This is a genomic window from Rhodococcus sp. P4_B6, from assembly GCF_056402215.1.
On record NZ_JBFUHV010000107.1, the window covers coordinates 1 to 21,429 of the forward strand.

Consider the following 21,429-nt stretch of genomic DNA (forward strand, 5'->3'; position numbering starts at 1 on the left):
GCCCCGTCGTCGGGGCCGGGCGCGACGGTCTCGACCTGCTCCGGCAGCAGCGGGCGCACCGCGAACCGCCCGGCCACGGCGTCGGCGCCGAGCGCCTCGACCGCCCGGACGTCCGGTTCGGACCGCAGCGCGGCCAGCGCGTCGTGATCACCGCGGACGACGACGCCGATCACACACGCGCAGTTCCGGGCGAGTTCCGCCGACGAGACCGCCGCGATCTGCGCCTGCCGCGCCGTCTCGCCCGTCATCGCCTGGACGCGGCCGGCGGCCAGGACGCTCGCCCGGGCGAGGGCCGCGTCGCCTGCCGCGACGGACACGGGCACGAGGGGGGTCTGCACCCGGTCGAGCGGCACGCGGAAGAGCACCTGCGACACCCGGGTGCCGGACGCAGCGCCCCGGACGGTCTCCGTGGTCACCGGACGCGTGAACGAGACCAGCGCCCAGTGCTCGTGGCGACCGTCCGCCTCGTCGAGCGATCGGTCCGCCCGAGCCAGGTAGTCGGCCACCGCTTCCCCGTTGTCCGGGCCCAGCGTGTCCGTCGACACGGGCGCCCGCCGAACGGGGTTCAGTGCCCCGAGCACGACCGTCACCGCGATCAGCACGACGACGGTGAGCACTGCCGGCACCGCGGCACCGCCGGGGCGCGGGAGCCGCACCTCAGCTCGCCCGCAGAACCCCGAGAGCGTCCTCGAGATCCTTCGGGTACTTGGACGTGATCTCGACCCACCGCCCGTCCGCGGGATGCGCGAAACCGAGCGACCGGGCGTGCAGCCACTGGCGCTCCAGCCCGAGGCGCTCCGCCAGCCGCGGATCGGCCCCGTACGTGAGGTCGCCGCAGCACGGGTGCCGCAGCGCCGCGAAGTGGACGCGGATCTGATGGGTCCGGCCCGTCTCCAGGTGGATGTCGAGCAGGCTCGCCGCCTGGAACGCCTCGACCGTGTCGTAGTGGGTGATGCTGGGCTTGCCGTCGGCGGTGACGGCGAACTTCCAGTCGTTGCTGCGGTGCCTGCCGATCGGCGCGTCGATGGTTCCGCTGCTCGGATCCGGGTGACCCTGCACCAGCGCGTGGTACCGCTTGTCGATGGTCCGCTGCTTGAACGCACGCTTGAGGAGTGTGTAGGCGCGCTCCGACGTGGCCACCACCATCACTCCGGACGTGCCGACGTCCAGCCGGTGCACGATGCCCTGACGCTCGTGCGCACCGGACGTCGAGATCCGGAAGCCCGCGGCGGCGAGGCCGCCGATCACCGTCGGACCGGTCCACCCCACGCTGGCGTGGGCCGCGACCCCGACCGGTTTGTCGACGGCGACCACGTCGTCGTCCGCGTACAGGATCTCCATGCCCTCGACGGGTTCCGCCTCGATGGTCAGCGGCCGCGGCGGTTCGGGAAGTTCCACCTCCAGCCAGGTGCCTGCGGACAGCCGGTCGGACTTGCCGACGGGCGCGCCGTCGACGAGCACCGAACCTTCCTCGGTGAGCTGCGCGACCGCGGTGCGCGACAGACCGAGCAGCCGGGCGAGGCCGGCGTCGACCCGCATCGCTTCGAGCCCGTCCGGGACCGGCATCGACCGTGTTTCCCTCACTTCTCTACCCCCTTACGTGTTCCGTCCGGTTCCAGCCCCACCAGCGTGAGCACGACGAGCAGGATCGCACCGCACACGATCGCGGAGTCCGCCACGTTGAACACCGGCCACCAGCCGACGGAGACGAAATCGACGACGTGCCCCTGCATCACTCCGGGGGCCCGGAAGAACCGGTCGACGAGATTGCCGAGGGCGCCCCCGAGCACCAGCCCGAGACCGAGCGCCCACCACGGCGACCGCAGCGTCCGGCCGATCCGGACGACGCCGATCACCACACCCACGGCGACGAGGGTCAGCAGCCACGTCATGCCGGTGGCCATGGAGAACGCCGCGCCCGGGTTGCGCACGAGCCGCAGCGAGACGAGGTCCCCGATCAGCCAGACCGGGCGGCCGGGCTCGATGTTGGCGACGGCGAGGATCTTCGTCAGCAGGTCGGTCGCGAGGATCGTCCCTGCGATCGCGAACAGCAGCAGCCTGCGCTGATGCTTCGCCGGCCGGGGGGCTACGGCGCCGGACGTGTCACCGTCGTTCCGGTCTTCGGCGTCGGTCTCGTTCTCTGCCGTGGGGTCTTGACTCACCCGTTCATCATCCACTACGGAGGCAAGCCTCCGTTCACGCGCTCCCGCGCGCACTAGCCTGGGGGCGTGCCACTGTTCTCGAAAGCTCTGCGACCCGGATTCTGCCTGCTCGCCGCAACCCTCTCCCTGGTCGCTCTGACCGCCGGGTGCGGAGGTGACGGCGACTCCTCGGAGTCGACCCCCGCAGGGTCCACGTCCACTCCCGCCGAAGTGACCGTCCCGATCTCCGCCACCACCGTCGAACTGATCCAGCCCGGCGAGGAACCGCGGGAGGTGATCTCGCGGAGACCGCCGGCGGGAGTCACGCAGGACGTCCAGCTGACCACGGACGCGCAGGTGTTCCAGCAGATCGACGACCAGCCCGCCCAGGACTTCTCCTCCCCCCAGGTGACGCTCCCCCTCACCGCCGCCGTCGGCCGGGCGACCGAGGACGCGGACGGCGGCACCACCGTCGACCTCACGCTCGGCGACGTCACCAGCCCCGACGGCCGCCTCGGCAGCGCGCTCGAAGCCAGTGCCGGTTCCGGCGCCGRCTTCACCGTCGATCCCACCGGTGCGATCACGGCGCTGCGCCTGCGACCGGACGCCGAGTCCCAGGACATCGCCCGCTCCGCGATCGAGCAGGCCTTCTACCAGGCCGTGTACCGCACGGTCCCGTTTCCGGCGGAACCGGTCGGCGTGGGCGCCCAGTGGACGATCCGCCAGCAGGTGATGAGCGGCATCGCCCTCGACCAGACGACCGTGGCCACCCTGACCGCGCGGGACGGCAACCGCCTCACCATCGACTACACGATCGACCAGAAGCCGAAGTCGCCCGTGTGGGAACTGCCCGGAGAGGCAGGCACGCTGAACGTCGACCAGTACGTGATGCAGGGCTCGGGCACCATGACCGTCGACCTCGGTCTGCCGCTGCCGGTGTCCGGGACCGTGACCGTGGGCGGTGACCAGCAGTACAGCGACCCCGACGGCGCCACCCGCCTGCACCAGACCACGTCGAACTCGGTCCGGTGGGGTTCCTGATGCGCCGCGGACCCGTCGCCGCCTACTGCTCCTTGCTGGCCGTGCTCGCGCTGTCGGCGTGCTCGTCGAACGCGTCCGGCGACGCGGGCGACGCCACCGCGCTGGAGCCGCTCGGTCCGGTGGTGACCGCCGCGCAGGACGCGGCGGGTACATCGTTCGCCGATCAGGCCGCGCTGAAGGCGGCGCTCCTCGACGTCGGCGACCTTCCCGTCGGATTCACCCCGGTGCCCGATCCCGAGGACGATCTGGGGTTGCCGCCGGCGTCGGAGTCGGCGGATTCCGACAAGTCGAGCACGGATCCCGCGGACTGCGGCGCGGTGCTGTCACCGGTCGCGGACCAGCGCGCGGGAGCGGCGGCCTCGGCGTCCGGCTGGTTCACCGGCCCGGGCTTCGCGACCATCGACCAGGACGCGGCGAGCTACGCCACCGGCGCGGACGCGTCCCAGGCCTTCGCCGCGGTGCAGGAGCGGCTGCCGGGATGCACCCAGTACAGCGGCACGGACGCCGACGGCGTGCAGGTGCAGTACCGGATCGGGGGCCGCGAGCAGCAGCCCGCGGGCGACGCGTCGACGGCGTTCCGGCTCGTCACCACCAGCGAGGGCGTCAGTCTCGTCTCGGATGTGGTGGTGGTCGTCGTCGGCAGCACCGTCACTCAACTGGTCGCGACGGGACAGGACCCGATCGACGCCGGCGTCATGAACGACCTGACGAGCACCGCCGTGGCGAAGCTCGCGCCCGCACCCGCCGGCTGAGCCGGTCCCCGTAGACGACCGATGCCGGCTTCCCCGAGGGGACACCGGCATCGGTGCGGGAACGCGGCGATCCGTCAGGACCGCACGGTTCGGCCTGGAATCAGGCAGGGCATGCAGGCGAGGTCAGCTGCGCGAGCGACACGATCTGGCATGCGGTGATCTTCGACAGCTTCCACGTTCCGTTCTCGCCGGGAACGAAGATGGCCGGAACGCCACCCTGCTGGACCTGGCCGTTGACGGTCAGCTGCAGCTGGCCGCTGGCGGTGCCGTCACCGTTGTCGATGACCGGGTCGAGAACGGTGACCTCGGCGTTGTTGGCCTTGGCGGCCGCGGCGACCTGGTTGATGAGCTCCGGATCCTGCTCCGAGCCCTCGACCATCGCGGACTTGACCTCGAGCGGCGTCGCCGGGTCGAGGCCCTGCACCAGAAGCGCGTTGAGATCGGCCGCGGTGGGCACCTCGATGGCTTCCGAGGTCTCGGCAGCTGCGGAAGTCGTCGTCGTGGTCTTGGCCGCCGTGTCGCCCTCGTCGGAGCCACACGCGGACATCGTGAGGGCTGCGGCGATTGCAACTCCGGCAACCGTGATCTTACGAAGCTTCAACTCAATAACCTCTTCATTCTCGGTGTTCGTTCTCGGACGATCTGAGCTCGTTCGCTACCCGGGCGACATTACCCAAGGGTAGGCATCAGCGCCCGAGGCTACCTTCTCGTGGAGCCGGTCTCCACTCCCTCGTTCGGGCGGCGGGTCCGGTCACGCGAGCGAGCCTTCCACATCGGCCGGTTCGAGCTGCCCGTCGTCCTCCTTGAAGGTGCGGGCCTTTCCCGGACCCGTTGTGCGCGTTTCGAATCGAACGGTCACGACACCGTGCCCGGCACCCTGCACCCAGCCGTGGCCGAAGTCCGGGTGCGCCACGTCGAGACCGGGATGCCACCGGGTGTCGATCGCCCGGGCGGGTGCCGGGACGGGCTCGGAGAGGCCGTCGTCACCGGCCGCCTCCGTGATCTTCGACTCCTGGTATCCCGGCACGTCCAGGTCCAGTTCGGGGAACAGCGAGCCCTGGCGCACCGTCGACAGTCCGGCGAACCCCACCCCGACCAGACGCACCGGCCCGAGTTCGATCGGGTCGATCACCTGACGCTGCGCGGCCGCGACCAGAATGTGACGGTCGAGTGTCGCGTAGGGCAGCGTGACCGAACGCGTCACGATGCTCATGTCCGACTTCTTCAGCTTCAGCACCACCGTGCGCGCGGCCCGGCCGTCCTTCTGCAGGCGCACGAACGCGGACGCCGCGCTCGACTCGACGGCGCCCCGCAGTTCCGCCATCGTGACGATGTCGGTGGCGAAAGTCGTCTCCGCACTGACTTGTTTGGACTCGGCACGCTCGGCGACCGGCCGATTGTCGATGCCCTGCGCCAACCGGTGCAGGCCCGGTCCGATCGTGGTGCCCAGAATCGACGCGACCTCCGATTCGGGGGTCCGCGCGAAACCGCCGATGGTCTCGATGCCGAGCCGCTTCAGTTTCTCCTCCGCGACCGGGCCGATGCCCCACAGCTTCCGCACCGGAAGCTCGTCCAGCACCGCGTGCTGCTCGTCCGGCGAAATCACCGTGATCCCGTCGGGTTTGGCGAGACCGGACGCGATCTTGGCCACCTGTTTCCCCGACCCGGCCCCGATGGACGCGACGAGCCCCGTCTCCCCGAGGACCAGGGCCCGCAGACCCTCGCAATAGCGTTGCACCGCGGCCGCATCCGCTCCGGCCAGTTCGGTGGGTTCGCCGAACGCCTCGTCCATCGACAGCTGCTCGAGCACCGGCATCGGCCCGCGGAGCGCGTCGAACACGGACTTGCTGAGCATGCCGTACAGCCGGCCCCGCGGCGGCAGCACCACCGCACCCGGGCCCACCAGCCTCCGGGCCTGATGCATCGGCATGGCCGACCGCGCGCCGAACACCCGCGCCTCGTAGCTGGCCCCGGCGACGACACCGCGTCCGCCGAGACCGCCGACGAGAACCGGGCGGCCGCGGAGCGTCGGCCGGGTGAGCTGCTCGACGGACGCGAAGAACGCGTCCATGTCGAGGTGCAGCACCCACCGACGACTCACCTGGTGCAAAATACCCGCCCGGTCCGACAGGTCACGCCTTCGTGATCGCCGCCCGCACACCCTCACCGAGTTCGACGGCATCGCCCGGCGCTTCGGCCAGTTCCAGCTCGACGGCGAGGATCTCGCCCGCGATCAGTTCCCGGTGCGCGAGCGCCCAGTCCCGCCGTTCCGCGGGCACGTCGAGGACGACGGTGATCCGATCCGACACCTCGAGCCCGGCCGCGCGGCGCGCGTCCTGCAACTCGCGGATCCGGTCCTTCGCCCAGCCCTCGGCTTCGAGTTCCTCGGTGACCGCCGAGTCCAGGACCACCAGACCGGCCCCGTCGGGCAGGGCCGCCGTGGATTCCGGTTCGGCGGCGACGAGCCGCTGCGTGTACTCCTCCGGCAGCAATTCGATCCCCGCGGCGACGACGACGCCGTCCGAATTCTCCGACCAGTCACCGGCCTTCACGGCCTTGATGACGGTCTGCACGTCCTTGCCCAGCCGCGGCCCCGCGGCACGCGCGTTGACGACGAGCTCGAAGCGGCCGTGCACGTCCACGTCGGTGGTGAGGTCGACCTTCTTGACGTTGACCTCGTCGGCGATGAGACCGAGGTACGGGCGCAGCCGCTCCGCGTCCTCGGACGCGACCGTCACCTCGGGCAGCGGCAGCCGCACCCGCAGGTTCTGCGCCTTGCGCAGACCCAGCACCGTCGAGCACACCGACCGCACCTCGTCCATCGCCGACACCAGCTCCGCATCCGCGGGCAGTTCACCCTGGGCCGGCCAGTCCGCGAGATGCACGGACCGTCCGCCGGTCAGCCCCCGCCAGATCACCTCACTGATGAGCGGCAGCAACGGGGCGGCAAGCCGGGTGACCACCTCGAGCACGGTGTGCAGCGTGTCGACGGCCTCGGCGTCCTCGTCCCAGAACCGCGAACGCGACCGCCGCACATACCAGTTCGTCAACGCGTCGCAGAACGTGCGCAATTCGTCGCACGCCCCGGCGATGTCGTTCGTCTCGAGCGCGTCGGTGATGACGTCTCGGGTGCCTGCCAGCTTCGCGAGGATGTACCGGTCCAGGACGTTCGTCGAATCCGTGCGCCACTCACCGGACGTCGGCGCGTACAACTGCAGGAAGCTCCACGCGTTCCACAGCGGCAGCAGCGCCTGCCGGACACCCTCCCGGATGCCCTGCTCGGTGACGACGAGGTTTCCGCCGCGCAGGATCGGCGAAGACATGAGGAACCAGCGCATGGCGTCGGAGCCGTCGCGCTCGAACACCTCCTTCACGTCCGGGTAGTTGCCCTTGGACTTGCTCATCTTCAGGCCGTCCTCGCCCAGGACGATGCCGTGGGCCGCAACGGTCTTGAACGCGGGCCGATCGAACAGCGCCGTCGCCAGGACGTGCAGCGTATAGAACCAGCCGCGGGTCTGCCCGTTGTACTCGACGATGAAATCGCCCGGGAAATGCGCAGTGTCATCCCCCGTCGCTCCGCTCGCCCCGATGAACCACTCCCGGTTCTCGAATGGGTAGTGCACCTGCGCGTACGGCATCGACCCGGACTCGAACCAGCAGTCGAGGACCTCCGGAACGCGCCGCATCATCGACTTCCCGGTCGGGTCGTCCGGGTTCGGGCGCACCAGATCGTCGATCATCGGGCGGTGCAGATCCGTCGGCCGCACCCCGAAGTCACGCTCGAGTTCGTCGAGGGAGCCGTACACGTCCGTGCGCGGGTACGCCGGGTCGTCGGACACCCACACCGGAATCGGGCTGCCCCAGTACCGGTTGCGGCTGATGTTCCAGTCGCGGGCACCCTCGAGCCACTTGCCGAACTGTCCGTCGCGGATGTGCTCGGGCACCCAGGTGATGTCCTGGTTCAGCTCCACCATGCGCTCGCGGAACTTGGTGACCGCGACGAACCACGACGGGACCGCCATGTAGATCAGCGGCTGCCCGCTGCGCCAGCTGTGCGGGTACGAGTGCTCGATCGTCTCGTGCCGCAGCAACTTTCCAGCAGCCTTGAGGTCCTTGATGATCACCGGGTTCGCGTCGAACACCAGGAGACCCTCGTACGGCGGCACCATCGCCGTGAACTTGCCGCCCGGATCGAGCGGCTGCACCAGTTCGATGCCGTTGCGGACGCAGTAGTCGTAGTCCTCCTCACCGAAAGCCGGTGCCATGTGCACGATTCCGGTACCGGACTCGGTGGTCACGTAGTCGGCGGACAGCACCACGTGCGCGTTGTCGTGGCCGGCGAAGAAGTCGAACGGCGGGTCGTAACTGAGCCCGACGAGCTCGGAACCCTTGTGCTCGGACAGCACCTCCGGAGCCTCGCCGAGTTCGCGGGCATAATGCCCCAGCCGGTCCTTCGCGAGCACGTAACGCTTCCCGTCGCCGCCCGCGACCTGCACGTAGTCGATGTCCGGGTGCACTGCGACGGCGAGGTTGGACGGCAGCGTCCACGGGGTGGTGGTCCAGATGATGGCGTTGGCGCCGTCGAGCGGGCCCTCACCGCGGAGCGGCATGTCGACCGTGACGGCGGGATCCTGGCGCATCTTGTAGGCGTCGTCGAGCCGCGTCTCCTGGTTCGACAGTGGCGTCTGCTCGTACCAGCTGTACGGCAGCACGCGGAAGCCCTGGTAGATCAGGCCCTTGTCGAACAGTTCCTTGAACGCCCACATGACCGACTCCATGAAGTCGAGGTCCAGGGTCTTGTAGTCGTTGTCGAAGTCGACCCACCGGGCCTGACGGGTCACGTAGTCGCGCCACTCGTCCGTGTAGCGCAGCACCGACGACTTGCAGTACTCGTTGAACTTCTCGAGACCCATGACGTCGATCTCGGACTTGTCCTTGATGCCGAGTTGCTTCTCCGCCTCGAGTTCGGCGGGCAGCCCGTGACAGTCCCAGCCGAATCGGCGCTCGACCTTCTTGCCGCGCATGGTCTGGAACCGCGGCACCAGGTCCTTGACGTACCCCGTCAGGAGGTGGCCGTAGTGCGGGAGACCGTTCGCGAACGGCGGGCCGTCGTAGAACACGAACTCGGGGGCGTCCTCGCGCTGGGCGACCGAGGCCCGGAAGGTGTCGTCCTCGTCCCAGCCGGCCAGCACCCGCTGCTCGATCTGGGGGAATCGGACGCCGGCGTCCTGGGAGACGCCGTAGTCGACCTTGGGGTACGACTCGTTGCTGCTGGTCACGTTGCTGGTGTCGGTCACCGCGATCTCCTCGTGCCTGACGTACTCGGCACGGGGACGACGGGGACGCCTCCTGCGTCACCACCGCGGTACCACCCCGCTTGCACCCCGGAGGGCGCCTCTCGGTGCAGGGCTGTGACGGGCCCACCCGTTCGGTTCTACTGAGCCGGCGTGCCGGCCGTTCTTCCGAAGGCTCCCCGGTGATGGCCGGATCGTCGCCACGAATCGGTTACTGAATTGTTCGCTGTATGCAGTCTAGCCGCCACCGCCGGACGGCAACTCAGTCGGGCTCGTCGGATCCGGGTGTCGCGCCCGTATCGGCTGCGGGACCGCGTTCACCGGGAACGCCGCTCGCGGGTTGCCGGGGCACGACCGCGGCCTTCTTACCCGCGAGGGCGCTGACGAGCAGCAGGACCGCTCCGGCGACACATACCACGATGCATCCCCAGGCCCACACGACCGAACCTGTCATGAGAGCCACCACAAGGAGAGCGAACCCCACCGCTGCAAAAGCGAGTGTCACGACCAGCACGGCTCAACCTCTATCCGGGCCGCTGGCTGGGCAACTACCGCGCGCTCAGTCAGCTATTGCCCTTGGCGTAGGACTGGCTGTAATTGGACTGCGATCCACCCTGCGCGAACGAATCCTGACCGCCGTCCACCGGAACCGCGGATCCCCGCTGCTCCAGTTCCTCGAGCTGCGACTCCAGGTACGACTTCAGGCGCACACGGTATTCGCGCTCGAACGTCTTGAGCTGCTCGATTCGACCCTCCAGCACGGAACGCTGCTGGTTGATCGTCGCCATGATCTCGGTGTGCTTCTTCTCCGCGTCCGCCTGCAGCGCGTCGGCCTTCTCCTTGGCCTGGCGCAGCTGGGTCTCGGAACGGGTCTGAGCGTCGGTGATCAGTGCTTCCGACTTCTGGCGGGCGTCCGAGATCATCGTCTCGGAGCGGGTCCGCGCGTCGCCGACCAGCTGCTCCGAGTTGGTGCGCGCGTTGCCGAGCAGCTGCTCGGACTCGGTCTTCGCGTCGCTCGTCAGCCGGTCTGCCATTTCCTGGGCGAGACCCAGGACCTTGGCGGCCTGCATGTGAGCGTCGGCGCCCTGGGCGGGAGCGGCGGCAGCCGGAGCCGGAGCGGGCGCCGGAGCCTTGGGCTGCTCGACGACGCGCGCCGGCTCCGCCTTGGGGGCGGGAGTCGGTGCTGCGGACGTGGAGCGGGGAGCCTTCTTCGCATCGGCGAGCTCCTTGTCGAGCTCCCCTACTCGCTGCCGAAGGTCGGCGTTCTCCTCGATCAGGCGCGACAACTCTTGCTCGACGAGGTCGAGAAACGCATCGACTTCGTCTTCGTTGTAGCCCCGCTTACCGATCGGTGGCTTGCTGAACGCGACATTGTGCACATCAGCGGGAGTCAGCGGCATGGAAGGATCCCTTCACGCGTCATTTGGCGGTCTAGCAAGCATTCAGTTACAGCGCAGTCTACGTAACGGTGAAACAAGACTGGATCAATGGGGTCCATTCTGTCACACCACTCCCGCGGCACGCGCTTGTCCCTGAACGATCGACATCAGGATGAAGACGATGAACAGCAAGACCATGATGGATAGATCCAACCGCACCCCACCGAGATTGATCGGGGGGATCAACCGCCGAAGCAGTTTGACCGGTGGATCGGTGACCGTAAAAATCGCTTCGAGAATGACGACCACGACGCCGGTTGGCCGCCAGTCTCGTGCGAAGGTCCGTACGAACTCGACAATGATTCTGCCGATGAGTAGCAGCCAAAAGACAAACAGTATCAAGTAGATCACCGAGAACAAGGCCACACCTTCACTCTGCCTGAGAATGTCCGGCCGATCAAAACGAGCCGCGTGGCCAGGGCGTTCTGCGCCACAGCCGTCGCGGCTCGCGTCGTGTCGGACGTTCGGATCCCGATGGTCGTTTCCCCCGCTCCCCGGCTTACTTCTGGCTGTAGAAGCCGGTTTCCGCGATGCGGCGGCGCTCCTCGGCGGACACGTCGATGTCTGCAGGTGAGAGCAAGAACACCTTCGTGGCCACCTTGTCGAACGAACCACGCAGTGCGAACGCCAGGCCGGCGGCGAAATCCACGAGGCGCTTGGCGTCGGCGTTGCTCATCTCGACCAGGTCCATGATGACGGGGGTGCCGTCACGGAACCGCTCGCCGATCGTGCGGGCCTCCCCGTAGTCGCGGGGACGGAGCGTGGTGATCTTGGACAGAGGGCCACCTTCGTCGAAGAGGGGTCCGCGACGGCTCTCGACCCGGTCGGAGCGCGTGTCGACGGCGAGCGCGCCGCGGGTGCTGCCGCGCACAGCACCGCTCGCGCTCGGACGGGCCGACCGGACGGCCACGGGTTCGACCCGGGACGAGTGCCGGGGGCTCTCGTACCGGTCGAAGTCGTCGTCGAGGTCGTCCCGGCGACCGGGCGCGTAGGCGGCCTTGCTGAAGGCCGGTTCGGCGAAGTCACGGTCGTCACGGTCGAGGTACGGATCGCGTCCACTGTCGCGCGCCGGTCGAGCGGGCCTGCGCGCAGGTTCCGGCTCGTCCAGGTACTCGTCCTCGTAATCGTCGAGGGGAACCATGCCGAAGTAAGCCTTGAACTTGTGCAGACTGCTCATTGATCGACCTTCCTTGGCGCGGCGGACAGGATCCAACTGCGACCGGTCGCAGCGGTGTGGACGGGTTGGCGATCACCTGAGCGATCTATTTCGAGGTTATAGGCCTCGAACCCAACAGCGCGGTTCCGACACGCACGCAGGTGGACCCGTGTCGGACAGCGTGCTCGAGATCATTCGTCATGCCCGCCGAGAGTTCCGTCGCATCCGGATGGTCGCGCTGCAACCTCGCGTGTATGTTGTGCAGTTCCTCGAACGCCGCGTCCGGGTCGGCGTCGATCGGCGGAACCGCCATCAGTCCGCGGTACTCGAGCCCCGGCGACGACTGCACCTGCGCGGCAAGGCGATCGAGATCGGCGATCGCGGCGCCGCCACGCTGCGGGTCACCGTCCAGGCTGACCTGCAGCAGCACCCGCAGCGGCGCGGGCCGCTCCCCCGCCTCCAATGCGGTGGCCGCCGCGCGGCCGAGGGCGCCGACGAGTCGTTCGCTGTCCACCGAGTGGATCGCATACGCCCAGTGCGCGACCGCCTTCGCCTTGTTGCGCTGGAGATGCCCGATCATGTGCCACCGCACCGATGGGTCCGTCACCGCGGTGCGGAACTCCGCGATCTTGGCGGTGGCCTCCTGCTCTCGCGACTCCCCGAACTCACGGCAGCCGAGGTCGTACAGGATCCGCGCGTCCGATTCGGGGAAGAACTTCGTGACGGGCAGGAGCGAGACCTCCGACGGGTCGCGACCGGCGTCCCGGCACGCCGCGTCGAGCCGTGCGCGCACGGCGCCGAGCGCAGCCTCGATGTCCCCGACCCTGCTCATCGTTTCCACTCCCACACCGAATCTCTCGCCGGCATCGCCGGCAGTCGTCACACGCTGTCCTGCCCAGTATCCATCCAGATCACCGCCGCGAGCCGACCGGTCGGGGCCTGGCGGCGATGACTGAACAGCGTCTGGTCCTCGATGGTGCAGCGCGGATCCTCCGCCACTCCGGCGACACCCGCGTCGAGCAGTTGCTTCCGCAGACCCGCCCGCAGGTCCAGGCCGGGGGTCCCCTTGGCAGTGCGGACGGCGCTGCCGGGAAGGAACTTCTCGACGTCCGCCTGCATCGCCGCGGGCACCTCGTACTGGCGGCCGCTCGCCGCCGGACCCAGGAACGCGCCGATCCGGTCGATCCGCGCCCCCTGCTCCACCATGACGTCGAGCACCCGCGGAACGATGCCGATGCGGGCGCCGATCCGGCCGGCGTGGACGGCGGCGATCACCCCGGCCTCGTCGTCGGACAGCAGCACCGGGACGCAGTCGGCGCTGAGGGTCGCGAGCGCGAGCCCCCGCACCGTCGTCACCAGCGCGTCCGTCGCGGGCACCGGCGTATCGGTGGGCCCGTCGACGACGGTCACGTTGCGGCTGTGGATCTGCTCCATCCACACCAGGTGGTCGAACGGCACGCCGATCTCGCCCGCGAGCCGGCGCCGGTTCGCCTCCACCGCGGCCGGATCGTCGCCGACGTGATCACCGAGGTTGAACGTGTCATACGGTGCGACGGAGTGTCCTCCGGCGCGGGTGGTGACGACCCGGCGAACCCTGAACTCGGGGGCGGTCGGCGAACTCAACGACGCATGAAGGAGGGCACGTCGACTTCGTCTTCACCCTCCTCGTCGGACACCGGCACCGCGCGGGACTGCCCGTTTCCGGGAAGCGGCGGCAGACTGCTCGGGCTCTGGTGCGAGCTGATCGTCTCGCGGGTCACCGACATCGGCTCGCTGTTCTGCTGCTCGACGGACTGTCCGACCTCGCCCGCCCGTCCGGCGCCGATGGCGCTGCGACCGGCGGCACCCGACTCGACCGGCCTGCGGGCGGGGGTGCCGCCGTCGAACCCGGCGGCGATGACGGTGACCCGCACTTCGTCGCCGAGGGAATCGTCGATGACGGTGCCGAAGATGATGTTGGCGTCGATGTGGGCGGCTTCCTGCACCAGCGACGCAGCCTCGTTGATCTCGAACAGACCGAGGTCGCTGCCACCGGCGATCGAGAGCAGCACGCCGCGCGCACCCTCCATCGACGCCTCGAGCAGCGGGGAGTTGATCGCCGATTCCGCGGCCTTGATGGCCCGGCCCTCGCCGCGCGAGGATCCGATGCCCATCAGCGCGCTACCCGCGCCGGACATGACTCCCTTGACGTCGGCGAAGTCGACGTTGATCAGTCCGGGGGTGGTGATGAGGTCGGTGATGCCCTGGACACCGTTGAGCAGGACCTCGTCGGCGCTGCGGAACGCGTCCATGAGGCTGACCGCGGCGTCGCCGAGCTGCAGGAGGCGGTCGTTGGGGATCACGATGAGGGTGTCGCACGATTCGCGCAGCGACTGGATGCCGGTGTCGGCCTGGCCGCCGCGGCGCTTGCCCTCGAAGGAGAAGGGGCGCGTGACGACGCCGACGGTGAGGGCGCCGAGCTTGCGCGCGATACTCGCCACGACCGGTGCGCCACCGGTGCCGGTGCCGCCGCCCTCGCCTGCGGTCACGAACACCATGTCGGCGCCCTTGAGGACTTCCTCGATCTCGTCCTTGTGATCTTCTGCGGCCTTGCGGCCGACTTCGGGATCCGCGCCGGCGCCGAGCCCGCGGGTGAGTTCCCGGCCGACGTCGAGCTTGACGTCGGCGTCACTCATCAGCAGTGCTTGCGCGTCGGTGTTGACGGCAATGAACTCGACTCCCTTGAGTCCCTGCTCGATCATCCGGTTGACTGCGTTCACGCCGCCGCCGCCGATGCCGACGACCTTTATTACGGCGAGGTAGTTGTGCGGGGGCGTCATCGGCTCTCGCCTTCCATGAGTGTGTATCACGCTTTCGTACAGATCAGCCCAGTCTGAAGCCTCAACCTCAACCATAGGGTTACGGTTATGTCAAGTGCTGCTCGACTAGAGCGAAACGCTATGCACCGTCATACGGATACGCCATTAGGCGCGCCGAGACGCGCCGAGTTATTTGACGAACTCGCCCGCAACTCTTTCGCATCCGAGTCACGGCCCCTCACCGCACCGTCGGCAGGTCGGGACTCGACACGTCGTACGTCTGCCCGGGCTGGGTGAGCAGCGGCAGGGTGACCGCGGCCTTGCGCTCGGACTTCTCCGTGCCGCCCCACACCACGATCCGGCCGTCGAGCAGTGTCACCGCGATATCCGAAATCGACTTCGCCGCAACCTGTCCCACCTGACCGCGCAGCTGGGGCGGCATCGACTCCAGCACCTCGATCGCCGCCTCCGTCGACGGGTCGCCCCACCCCGGCTTCTCCGTCACCAGTCGCGGCACCCCGGGCGGCGGCGGTGCGATCTCGTAATCCACGGCCTCCCCGTCGAGGAGATGGGTGCCGCCGGGGCTGTCGACGAACACGACGGGCACCCGCTCGGTTACCGTGACGCGGATGGTGGACGGGTACACCCGTTGCACGCGGGCGGACGCCACCTTCGGGATCGCGGCGACGCGCAGGGCCGCGCCCTCGGTGTCGACCCGGAGCAGCGGCTGCCCCTGCGGCACCGCCAGCGCCTGGCGAATCTGCTCCTCGGAAATCGACGTCGCCCCCGCGACGTCCGTCTGCCGCACCGACAGCAGCGGCGTGAACCACGCGACGAGACCGAGCGCCACGACCACAACGACGCCGACCACACCCATCACCGCAGGCCGCCGGTACCACGGACGCCGCGGCGTCTCCACCGCCGTGGACTTCCGTGCCGCCGAAGCCGATTCGCGGGTGCGCCGCGTGCCGGGGTCGGTGGCGATCGCGCTGCGCCGACGCGAGGACGTCCGGTCGCCCGCCGCGGCGCGTGCGCCGGACGTGCCCGGTTGCGGACTGCGCGCGGCGTCGCGGCGGACAGGGCGGTCCGGCCGCTCGGACCGGCCGCGGCGCTCCCGCGTCATCGCGACGGGTGGTGGTGCGGAGCCGCACGCAGAGCGTCGAGGATCTGGTTCCCGAGCATCGTCACGTCGCCGGCGCCCATGGTGATCACCACGTCACCGGGGGACGCGAGTCCCGCGACCTGACGCGGCGCCTGCGACAGGTCCGGCTGGTAGTGCACCGGCTTCGACACCGACAGCGCGACCAGGGCGCCGCTGACGCCCGGGAGCGGTTCTTCCCGCGCCCCGTACACGTCGAGGACCACGACCTCGTCGGCGAGGTCCAGTGCGTGCCCGAATTCCTCGGCGAATGTTGCTGTGCGGGAATACAGGTGCGGCTGGAAGACCACGATGACCTTGCCGCTGCGCACCGAGTCCTCGGATTCGCGGCGGTCGGCCTCGTGGGGCTGGCGCACCAGATCGGCGGCGGCGCCGAGCACGGCACGCACCTCGGTCGGGTGGTGCGCGTAGTCGTCGAACACACGCACCCCGTGCTCGCGGCCGGTGAACTGGAACCGGCGGTGCACTCCCCCGAAACCGGCGATGCCCTCGAGGATTTCGTCCACGTCGGCGCCCGCCTCCATGGCGGCGAGGAGCGCGGCCAGCGCATTGAGCGCCATGTGCCTGCCGGGCACATTCATCCGGATCGTTCTCGGCGCCTGCTCCCCGGCCAGCTGGAACTGCAGTACCCCGCCGACGTCCCTGGCCTCGAAACTCAGCAGGCGCGCGCCGACCTCGACGCCGTCGATCGGAGCGAAGGCCCCGTCCGCATCCTCGGCGCTGCCGTAGCCGAGCACCCGCACCCCGGGCAGTCCCCGTGCCGCCACCCGCTGCGCGAGCGCCGCGGACCCCGGATCGTCGAGGCAGGCGACGAGCAGCCCGCCGTGCGAGAGCCGGGCCGCGAAATCGTCGAATACCTGGATGTAGGCCTCGGGGCTTCCGAAGTAGTCGAGGTGATCGGCCTCGACGTTGGTGACGACGACGACGTTCGGGTCGTACTGGAGCAGTGAACCGTCGCTCTCGTCGGCCTCGGCGACGAACACGTCGCCGCTGCCGTGGTGGGCGTTGGTTCCGGCCTCGTTGAGTTCGCCGCCGACCGCGAACGACGGATCGTACCCGCAGTGTTGCAGCGCCACCACCAGCATCGACGTGGTCGACGTCTTGCCGTGGGTGCCCGACACCAGCAGGGTGCGGTGCCCCTGCATCAGCGAGGCCAGCACCGCGGGCCGCAGGATCACGGGAATCCCGCGCCGGGCCGCCTCCACGAGTTCCGGGTTGTCCTTGGGGATGGCGGCGTGGGTGGTGACCACGACGGTCGGGCCGCCGGGCAGCAGGTCGAGTGCGGAGGCGTCGTGGCCGATGCGGACCTGCGCGCCGCGGGCACGCAACGCGAGGACGCCGCGGCTCTCCTTGGCGTCCGAACCGGACACCTGTCCACCCCTGGCCAGCAGGATCCTCGCGATTCCGGACATTCCGGCGCCGCCGATCCCGACCATGTGGACACGTTCCAACTGCGCGGGCAGGTCGGTCATCGGGTTCCCCTCGTCTGCGCGGCCACGTCGATCACGATGCGCGCAACCTCGGCGGCTGCGCTGCGGTGACCCGCGCCGGCCGCGCGGTGTCCCATGTCCTCGAGCTGTGCGGGGTCGCGCAGCAGGGGGATCACGGTCTCCGCGACGAATCCGGCGGACAGGTCTCCGTCGGCCACAATCATTCCACCTCCGGCGGCCACGACCGGCCGCGCGTTCAGTTCCTGCTCACCGTTGCCGTGTGGCAGCGGCACGTACACCGCGGGAAGGCCGACCGCCGACACCTCGGCAACCGTCATCGCACCCGACCGGCAGATCACGGCGTCCGCCGCCGAATAGGCGAGGTCCATCCGCGACAGGTAGGGAACGGCCACGTACGGCGGGCCGCCCGGGGTCGCGGGAACGTCGAGGGTGTTCTTCGGTCCGTGCGCGTGGAGGACGGCCACCCCGGCCGCCGCGAGCGACTCGGCCGCACCCGACACGGCCTCGTTCAGCGACCGCGCGCCCTGCGAACCGCCGAACACCAGCAGCACCGGGCCGTCGGCGGGGAGGCCGAAGTGTGCACGCGCCTCCGCGCGCAACGCGGCCCGGTCGAGACCGGTGATCGACGCCCGCACCGGGATACCGAGGATCTCGGCGTCCGAGCGCCCCCGTGCCGACACGCCCGAACCGGCGACCGCGGCCAGGACGCGGGCGGCGCGGCGGGCGCCGATCTTGTTCGCGATCCCGGCGCTGGCGTTCGCCTCGTGCACGACGATCGGGATGCGGCGCCGGCGGCGGAGCAGGCCGGGGCCTGCCGCGAGGTACGCGGGCAGCGCGACGTACCCGCCGAAACCGACGACGACGTCGGCATTGGTCGCGTCGAGCACCTCGCGGGTACGGCGCACCGACGCGCGCACGCGCCCGGGCAGCCGCAGCAGGTCGAGGGTGGGTTTACGGGGCAGCGGCACCGGCGGAACGAGTTCGAGCGGGTAGCCCCGCTCGGGAACCAGCGTGGTTTCGAGGCCACGCGCCGTGCCGAGAGCGGTCACCACCGCGGTGTCGTCGATCGCCTTGATCGCGTCGGCCACGGCCAGGGCCGGTTCGATGTGCCCGGCGGTACCACCGCCGGCCACGATCACCGACAGGGTGGGCTTGTCGCCGTTCACCTACGAAATCCTCGCTCTCCTGCTCGGCCACCCGAGCTTCGCTGTTGACGTGCACCGCGTTCGGGGGTGCGGCCCTTGCCGCGTTCGGGGCGGCCCTTCTCGTATGTGATGCTGCGGGTCCTCGGGGCCATCTCGCGACCGGCACGGCGACGGGCCTCGGCCCGGCGCACCGCCTCCGCGCGCGCCGCGTCCGCGCGCACCGGCGAATACGCCTCCGGTTTGCGGAGCCGCAGCAGACGGCCGAACGGGCCGTCCTGCCCGGAGTGCAGCGCCGCGACCGCCTCCGGTTCGTGCCGCGCCGCGTTGGCGACGAGACCGAACATGAACAGTGTGGTGGCCGTCGACGTTCCGCCCGCCGACACCAGCGGCAACTGCAGCCCGGTGACGGGGAGCAGCCCGATCACGTATCCCACGTTGATGAACGCCTGCCCGGTGATCCACACGGTCGCCGTTCCGGTGAGCAACCGGAGGAACGGGTCGGCGGATCGGGCCGCGATGCGCAGGCCCGTGTACACGAACAGCCCGAACAGGCCGAGGACCGCGGCGCCGCCGAGGTATCCGAGTTCCTCGCCGATGATCGCGAAGATGAAGTCGTTGTGCGCGTTCGGCAGGTAGCTCCACTTCGCGCGGCTCTGCCCGAGCCCGCGGCCGAGGATCCCGCCGTCCGCGAGCGAGTACATCGCCTGCCGCGACTGGTATCCGATGCCCTGCGGGTCGGAGCCGGGGTTGAGGAACTCACGCACGCGAGCGGACCGGTAGCCGGCGGTGAGCGCGAGGATCACGATTCCGGCGACGCCGGTGCCGACGATGGCGACGAACAGCTTCAGCGGCAGTCCCGCGAACCACAACAGCGCCATCAGGATGATGGCCAGCGAGACCGTCGTGCCGAGATCGGGCTGCAGGATGATCAGGACGAACGCGATGAGAGCGGCCGGAACCAGCGGCACCAGCATGTCGCGGACGCTGGAGATGTCGCTGCGGCGCGACGCCAGGATGTGCGCACCCCACACCGCCAGCGCGATCTTGGTGAGCTCGGCGGGCTGCAACGAGAATCCGGCGACCACGAACCAGCCGCGGGTGCCCTGGGACACGGTGCCGATACCGGGGATGAGGACCAGGACCAGCAGGATGATCGTGACCGCGAACGCCGGGAACGACAGGGCGCGCATCACCCGGACGGGGATCTGCAGCGCCGCGTAGAACAGGCCGAGTCCGAGAGCCGCGAACAGCGCCTGCCGGGTGAAGAGGGTGTAGGCCGAGCCGTCGGAGGCGTAGGCCTCGACACTCGACGACGACAGCACCATCACCAGGCCGAGGACCGTCAGCAGAAACGCGATGGTGACCACGAGGTGGAACGACGCCAGCGGCCGCGACAGCCACGCCCCGATCCGGGTGCGCGGGCTGCGGGGAGGGGCCGCCCGCGTGCGCGGACTCGACGGTGCGCGCTTGGCCACCCCGGGTGCGGCGGCGGTGCGGGCCGGGGACCGCTGTCCTTCGGGGACGCGGCGGGTGCGGGCTCCGGCGGAGGTCATCGCGGCGTCCTGGAGATGTCCGACTCGTCGAGCCTGCCGACGGCGTCCGCGAAGCTGCGCCCCCGGTGACCGTAACTGTCGAACATGTCGAGCGACGCCGCCGCGGGCGCCAGGACGACGGCATCGCCTGCCGTTGCCAGCGCAGCCGCCTCGCGCACGACGACGCCCATCACAGCGTCGCTGTCGGTGTCCGCCGGCAGCACCACCCGGTGCATCGCGGTCTGCGGGACTGCACTCACACCTGCATCGTCTCCCGTTTCCACGGTGACCACGGGAACCTCGGGGGCGTGTCGCGCAAGCGACTCTGCGATCTGCCTCGCATCGCGGCCCAGCAGGACGGCACCCGCAAGGCGGCCGGCCACCTCCCGGACGAGGTCGTCGACCCGCGCACCCTTCAGCAGACCACCGGCGATCCACACCACCCGGTCGTGGGCGAGGATCGACGGGCGGGCGGCGTGCGGGTTGGTTGCCTTGGAGTCGTCGACGAACGTCACTCCCCCGACGTCGGCGACGTGCGCCGCCCGGTGCGGGCCCACCACGTGGGCGGCCAGGCCTGCTGCGACGGCGGCAGGCGGAACCCCGATCGCCCGGGCGAGAGCCGCCGCTGCCAGCGCATCCATCAGTCCGGCGGGCCCGGGTGGGGTGATCCCGTCGGCCGGGGCCAGCCGCTCGCCGTCCGCGAACGCGCGATCGACGAGATAGCCGTCCTCGACGCCCAGTTCGCCCGGCGCGGGCACCCCCAGCCGGAAACCCAGGGTGCGCGCTGCGGGGGACGAGGAGAAGAGAGAGGACGCGACTTCGTCGTCGAGACCGAGCACCGCGACCTCACCGGTCAGGGCGCGGGCCTTCGCGTCGATGTACGGCTGCATGCCGCCGTGCCAGTCCAGGTGATCCTCGGCGATGTTGAGGATCGCGCCCGCAATCGGCCGGACCGACGGCGCCCAGTGCAGCTGGAACGACGACAGTTCGACGGCCAGCACGTCCGCCCGCGGTTCGGTCTGCCGCAGTGCGTCGAGCACCGGGAGCCCGATGTTGCCGCAGGCCAGGCTCGGCAACCCGGCCGCCTCGAGAACGGAGTGCAGCATGGAGGTCGTCGTGGTCTTGCCGTTGGTGCCGGTGACCACCAGCCACCGCCGCGGCGGGCCGTAGAGCCCGGCCCGGTCCACGTGCCACGAGAATTCGATGTCGCCCCAGATCGGCACCCCGTCCCCGGCGGCGACCGAGAGCAGCGGCGCGTCCGGGCGGAAACCCGGACTCGTCACGACCAGCGCGAACTCGGCGACCCGCTCCCGCTCGGCGAGCAGATCGTCGATCGGGACGGTCGCCGCCCCCAGCCGTGCGCATTCGGCGAGGGCGTCGACGTTCGAGTCGGTGACGGTGACGTGGGCCCCGAGGTCACGAAGAGGTTCGATGGTGGCGCGGCCGGACACACCCGCACCGGCGACGAGGACACTGCGGCCCCGCAACCAGTCGAGCCCGCCGTGTTCCTCTGTCACGGCG

Annotated in this window: 20 protein-coding genes; 2 read left to right on the forward strand and 18 right to left on the reverse strand. The window is 69.9% G+C overall.

All coding sequences use genetic code 11. From position 1 onward, the window contains the following. The 3 genes from AC1DWT_RS34085 to lspA form a co-directional block, all read right to left on the reverse strand. Positions 1-656: hypothetical protein (locus AC1DWT_RS34085; RefSeq protein WP_477924062.1), on the reverse strand; the 656-nt coding region annotated here is incomplete at its 3' end. Position 657: 1 nt separating this feature from the next. Continuing rightward, positions 658-1,584 (reverse strand): RluA family pseudouridine synthase, encoded by a 927-nt coding sequence (locus AC1DWT_RS34090; protein ID WP_005260233.1) that lies wholly within the window; start codon positions 1,582-1,584, stop codon positions 658-660. Further along, the gene (gene lspA / locus AC1DWT_RS34095; protein ID WP_174705524.1) at positions 1,581-2,177 is read right to left on the reverse strand and encodes a signal peptidase II; all 597 of its coding nucleotides are present in this window, start codon (positions 2,175-2,177) and stop codon (positions 1,581-1,583) included. The genes AC1DWT_RS34090 and lspA overlap by 4 nt, the downstream gene beginning before the upstream one ends. Before the next feature lie 51 nt (positions 2,178-2,228). Between lspA and AC1DWT_RS34100 the strand changes: the two genes are divergently transcribed. Together AC1DWT_RS34100 and AC1DWT_RS34105 are read left to right on the forward strand one after the other, a co-directional pair. Beyond that, the gene (locus tag AC1DWT_RS34100; protein WP_477924065.1) at positions 2,229-3,182 is read left to right on the forward strand and encodes a hypothetical protein; all 954 of its coding nucleotides are present in this window, start codon (positions 2,229-2,231) and stop codon (positions 3,180-3,182) included. Next, on the forward strand, positions 3,182-3,934 hold the full coding sequence (locus tag AC1DWT_RS34105; RefSeq protein ID WP_206012656.1) for a sensor domain-containing protein: 753 nt from the start codon (positions 3,182-3,184) through the stop codon (positions 3,932-3,934). The genes AC1DWT_RS34100 and AC1DWT_RS34105 overlap by 1 nt, the downstream gene beginning before the upstream one ends. Positions 3,935-4,034: 100 nt before the next feature. On the opposite strand, the gene AC1DWT_RS34110 is transcribed toward AC1DWT_RS34105, so the two are convergent. The 15 genes from AC1DWT_RS34110 to murD all read right to left on the reverse strand — a co-directional run bounded on the left by AC1DWT_RS34110 (position 4,035) and on the right by murD (position 21,425). Further along, a complete protein-coding gene (locus AC1DWT_RS34110) occupies positions 4,035-4,535 on the reverse strand; it encodes a WKL family lipoprotein (protein WP_012688046.1) in 501 nt (166 codons plus the stop codon). A gap of 150 nt (positions 4,536-4,685) precedes the next feature. Next, positions 4,686-6,035: a DNA polymerase IV gene (locus AC1DWT_RS34115; protein ID WP_455566914.1), complete on the reverse strand. Its 1,350-nt coding sequence runs from the start codon at positions 6,033-6,035 to the stop codon at positions 4,686-4,688. Between the two features lie 31 nt (positions 6,036-6,066). Further along, positions 6,067-9,231 (reverse strand): isoleucine--tRNA ligase, encoded by a 3,165-nt coding sequence (gene ileS, locus AC1DWT_RS34120; RefSeq protein ID WP_095865245.1) that lies wholly within the window; start codon positions 9,229-9,231, stop codon positions 6,067-6,069. A 259-nt stretch (positions 9,232-9,490) separates the two neighbouring features. Then, entirely contained in the window at positions 9,491-9,742 is a 252-nt protein-coding gene (locus AC1DWT_RS34125; RefSeq protein WP_206012657.1) for a hypothetical protein, read from the reverse strand. Between the two features lie 49 nt (positions 9,743-9,791). Next, positions 9,792-10,628, reverse strand: a complete 837-nt coding sequence (gene wag31 / locus AC1DWT_RS34130) for a DivIVA-like cell division protein Wag31 (RefSeq protein ID WP_206012658.1) — start codon at positions 10,626-10,628, stop codon at positions 9,792-9,794. Between the two features lie 102 nt (positions 10,629-10,730). After that, positions 10,731-11,033, reverse strand: coding sequence for a YggT family protein (locus tag AC1DWT_RS34135; protein ID WP_072945348.1), 303 nt, complete (start codon positions 11,031-11,033; stop codon positions 10,731-10,733). Positions 11,034-11,166: 133 nt separating this feature from the next. Continuing rightward, positions 11,167-11,844: a cell division protein SepF gene (locus AC1DWT_RS34140; RefSeq protein WP_072945350.1), complete on the reverse strand. Its 678-nt coding sequence runs from the start codon at positions 11,842-11,844 to the stop codon at positions 11,167-11,169. A gap of 85 nt (positions 11,845-11,929) precedes the next feature. Then, positions 11,930-12,655: a YggS family pyridoxal phosphate-dependent enzyme gene (locus AC1DWT_RS34145; protein WP_179377869.1), complete on the reverse strand. Its 726-nt coding sequence runs from the start codon at positions 12,653-12,655 to the stop codon at positions 11,930-11,932. A gap of 47 nt (positions 12,656-12,702) precedes the next feature. After that, complete coding sequence (gene pgeF / locus AC1DWT_RS34150) at positions 12,703-13,446, reverse strand: peptidoglycan editing factor PgeF (RefSeq protein WP_072945353.1); 744 nt, start codon at positions 13,444-13,446, stop codon at positions 12,703-12,705. Next, complete coding sequence (ftsZ, locus tag AC1DWT_RS34155) at positions 13,443-14,642, reverse strand: cell division protein FtsZ (protein WP_072945355.1); 1,200 nt, start codon at positions 14,640-14,642, stop codon at positions 13,443-13,445. The genes pgeF and ftsZ overlap by 4 nt, the downstream gene beginning before the upstream one ends. Positions 14,643-14,859: 217 nt before the next feature. Next, positions 14,860-15,744, reverse strand: a complete 885-nt coding sequence (locus tag AC1DWT_RS34160) for a cell division protein FtsQ/DivIB (RefSeq protein WP_241031271.1) — start codon at positions 15,742-15,744, stop codon at positions 14,860-14,862. Then, a complete protein-coding gene (murC, locus tag AC1DWT_RS34165) occupies positions 15,741-17,252 on the reverse strand; it encodes a UDP-N-acetylmuramate--L-alanine ligase (RefSeq protein WP_072945358.1) in 1,512 nt (503 codons plus the stop codon). The genes AC1DWT_RS34160 and murC overlap by 4 nt, the downstream gene beginning before the upstream one ends. Next, a complete protein-coding gene (gene murG / locus AC1DWT_RS34170) occupies positions 17,249-18,397 on the reverse strand; it encodes an undecaprenyldiphospho-muramoylpentapeptide beta-N-acetylglucosaminyltransferase (protein WP_206012659.1) in 1,149 nt (382 codons plus the stop codon). Before murG ends, murC begins: the two co-directional genes overlap by 4 nt. Then, positions 18,394-19,929, reverse strand: coding sequence for a putative lipid II flippase FtsW (gene ftsW / locus AC1DWT_RS34175; RefSeq protein WP_072945361.1), 1,536 nt, complete (start codon positions 19,927-19,929; stop codon positions 18,394-18,396). Before ftsW ends, murG begins: the two co-directional genes overlap by 4 nt. After that, complete coding sequence (gene murD, locus AC1DWT_RS34180; RefSeq protein WP_206012660.1) at positions 19,926-21,425, reverse strand: UDP-N-acetylmuramoyl-L-alanine--D-glutamate ligase; 1,500 nt, start codon at positions 21,423-21,425, stop codon at positions 19,926-19,928. Before murD ends, ftsW begins: the two co-directional genes overlap by 4 nt. Positions 21,426-21,429 lie beyond the last annotated feature (4 nt).

Bases quoted from the DNA above. Each gene is read 5' to 3' on its own strand.
- AC1DWT_RS34105 (WP_206012656.1), top strand. From the start codon at position 3,182: ATGCGCCGCGGACCCGTCGCCGCCTACTGCTCCTTGCTGGCCGTGCTC.
- wag31 (WP_206012658.1), bottom strand. From the start codon at position 10,628: ATGCCGCTGACTCCCGCTGATGTGCACAATGTCGCGTTCAGCAAGCCA.
- AC1DWT_RS34140 (WP_072945350.1), bottom strand. From the start codon at position 11,844: ATGAGCAGTCTGCACAAGTTCAAGGCTTACTTCGGCATGGTTCCCCTC.
- AC1DWT_RS34145 (WP_179377869.1), bottom strand. From the start codon at position 12,655: ATGAGCAGGGTCGGGGACATCGAGGCTGCGCTCGGCGCCGTGCGCGCA.
- ftsZ (WP_072945355.1), bottom strand. From the start codon at position 14,642: ATGACGCCCCCGCACAACTACCTCGCCGTAATAAAGGTCGTCGGCATC.
- AC1DWT_RS34160 (WP_241031271.1), bottom strand. From the start codon at position 15,744: ATGACGCGGGAGCGCCGCGGCCGGTCCGAGCGGCCGGACCGCCCTGTC.
- murC (WP_072945358.1), bottom strand. From the start codon at position 17,252: ATGACCGACCTGCCCGCGCAGTTGGAACGTGTCCACATGGTCGGGATC.
- ftsW (WP_072945361.1), bottom strand. From the start codon at position 19,929: ATGACCTCCGCCGGAGCCCGCACCCGCCGCGTCCCCGAAGGACAGCGG.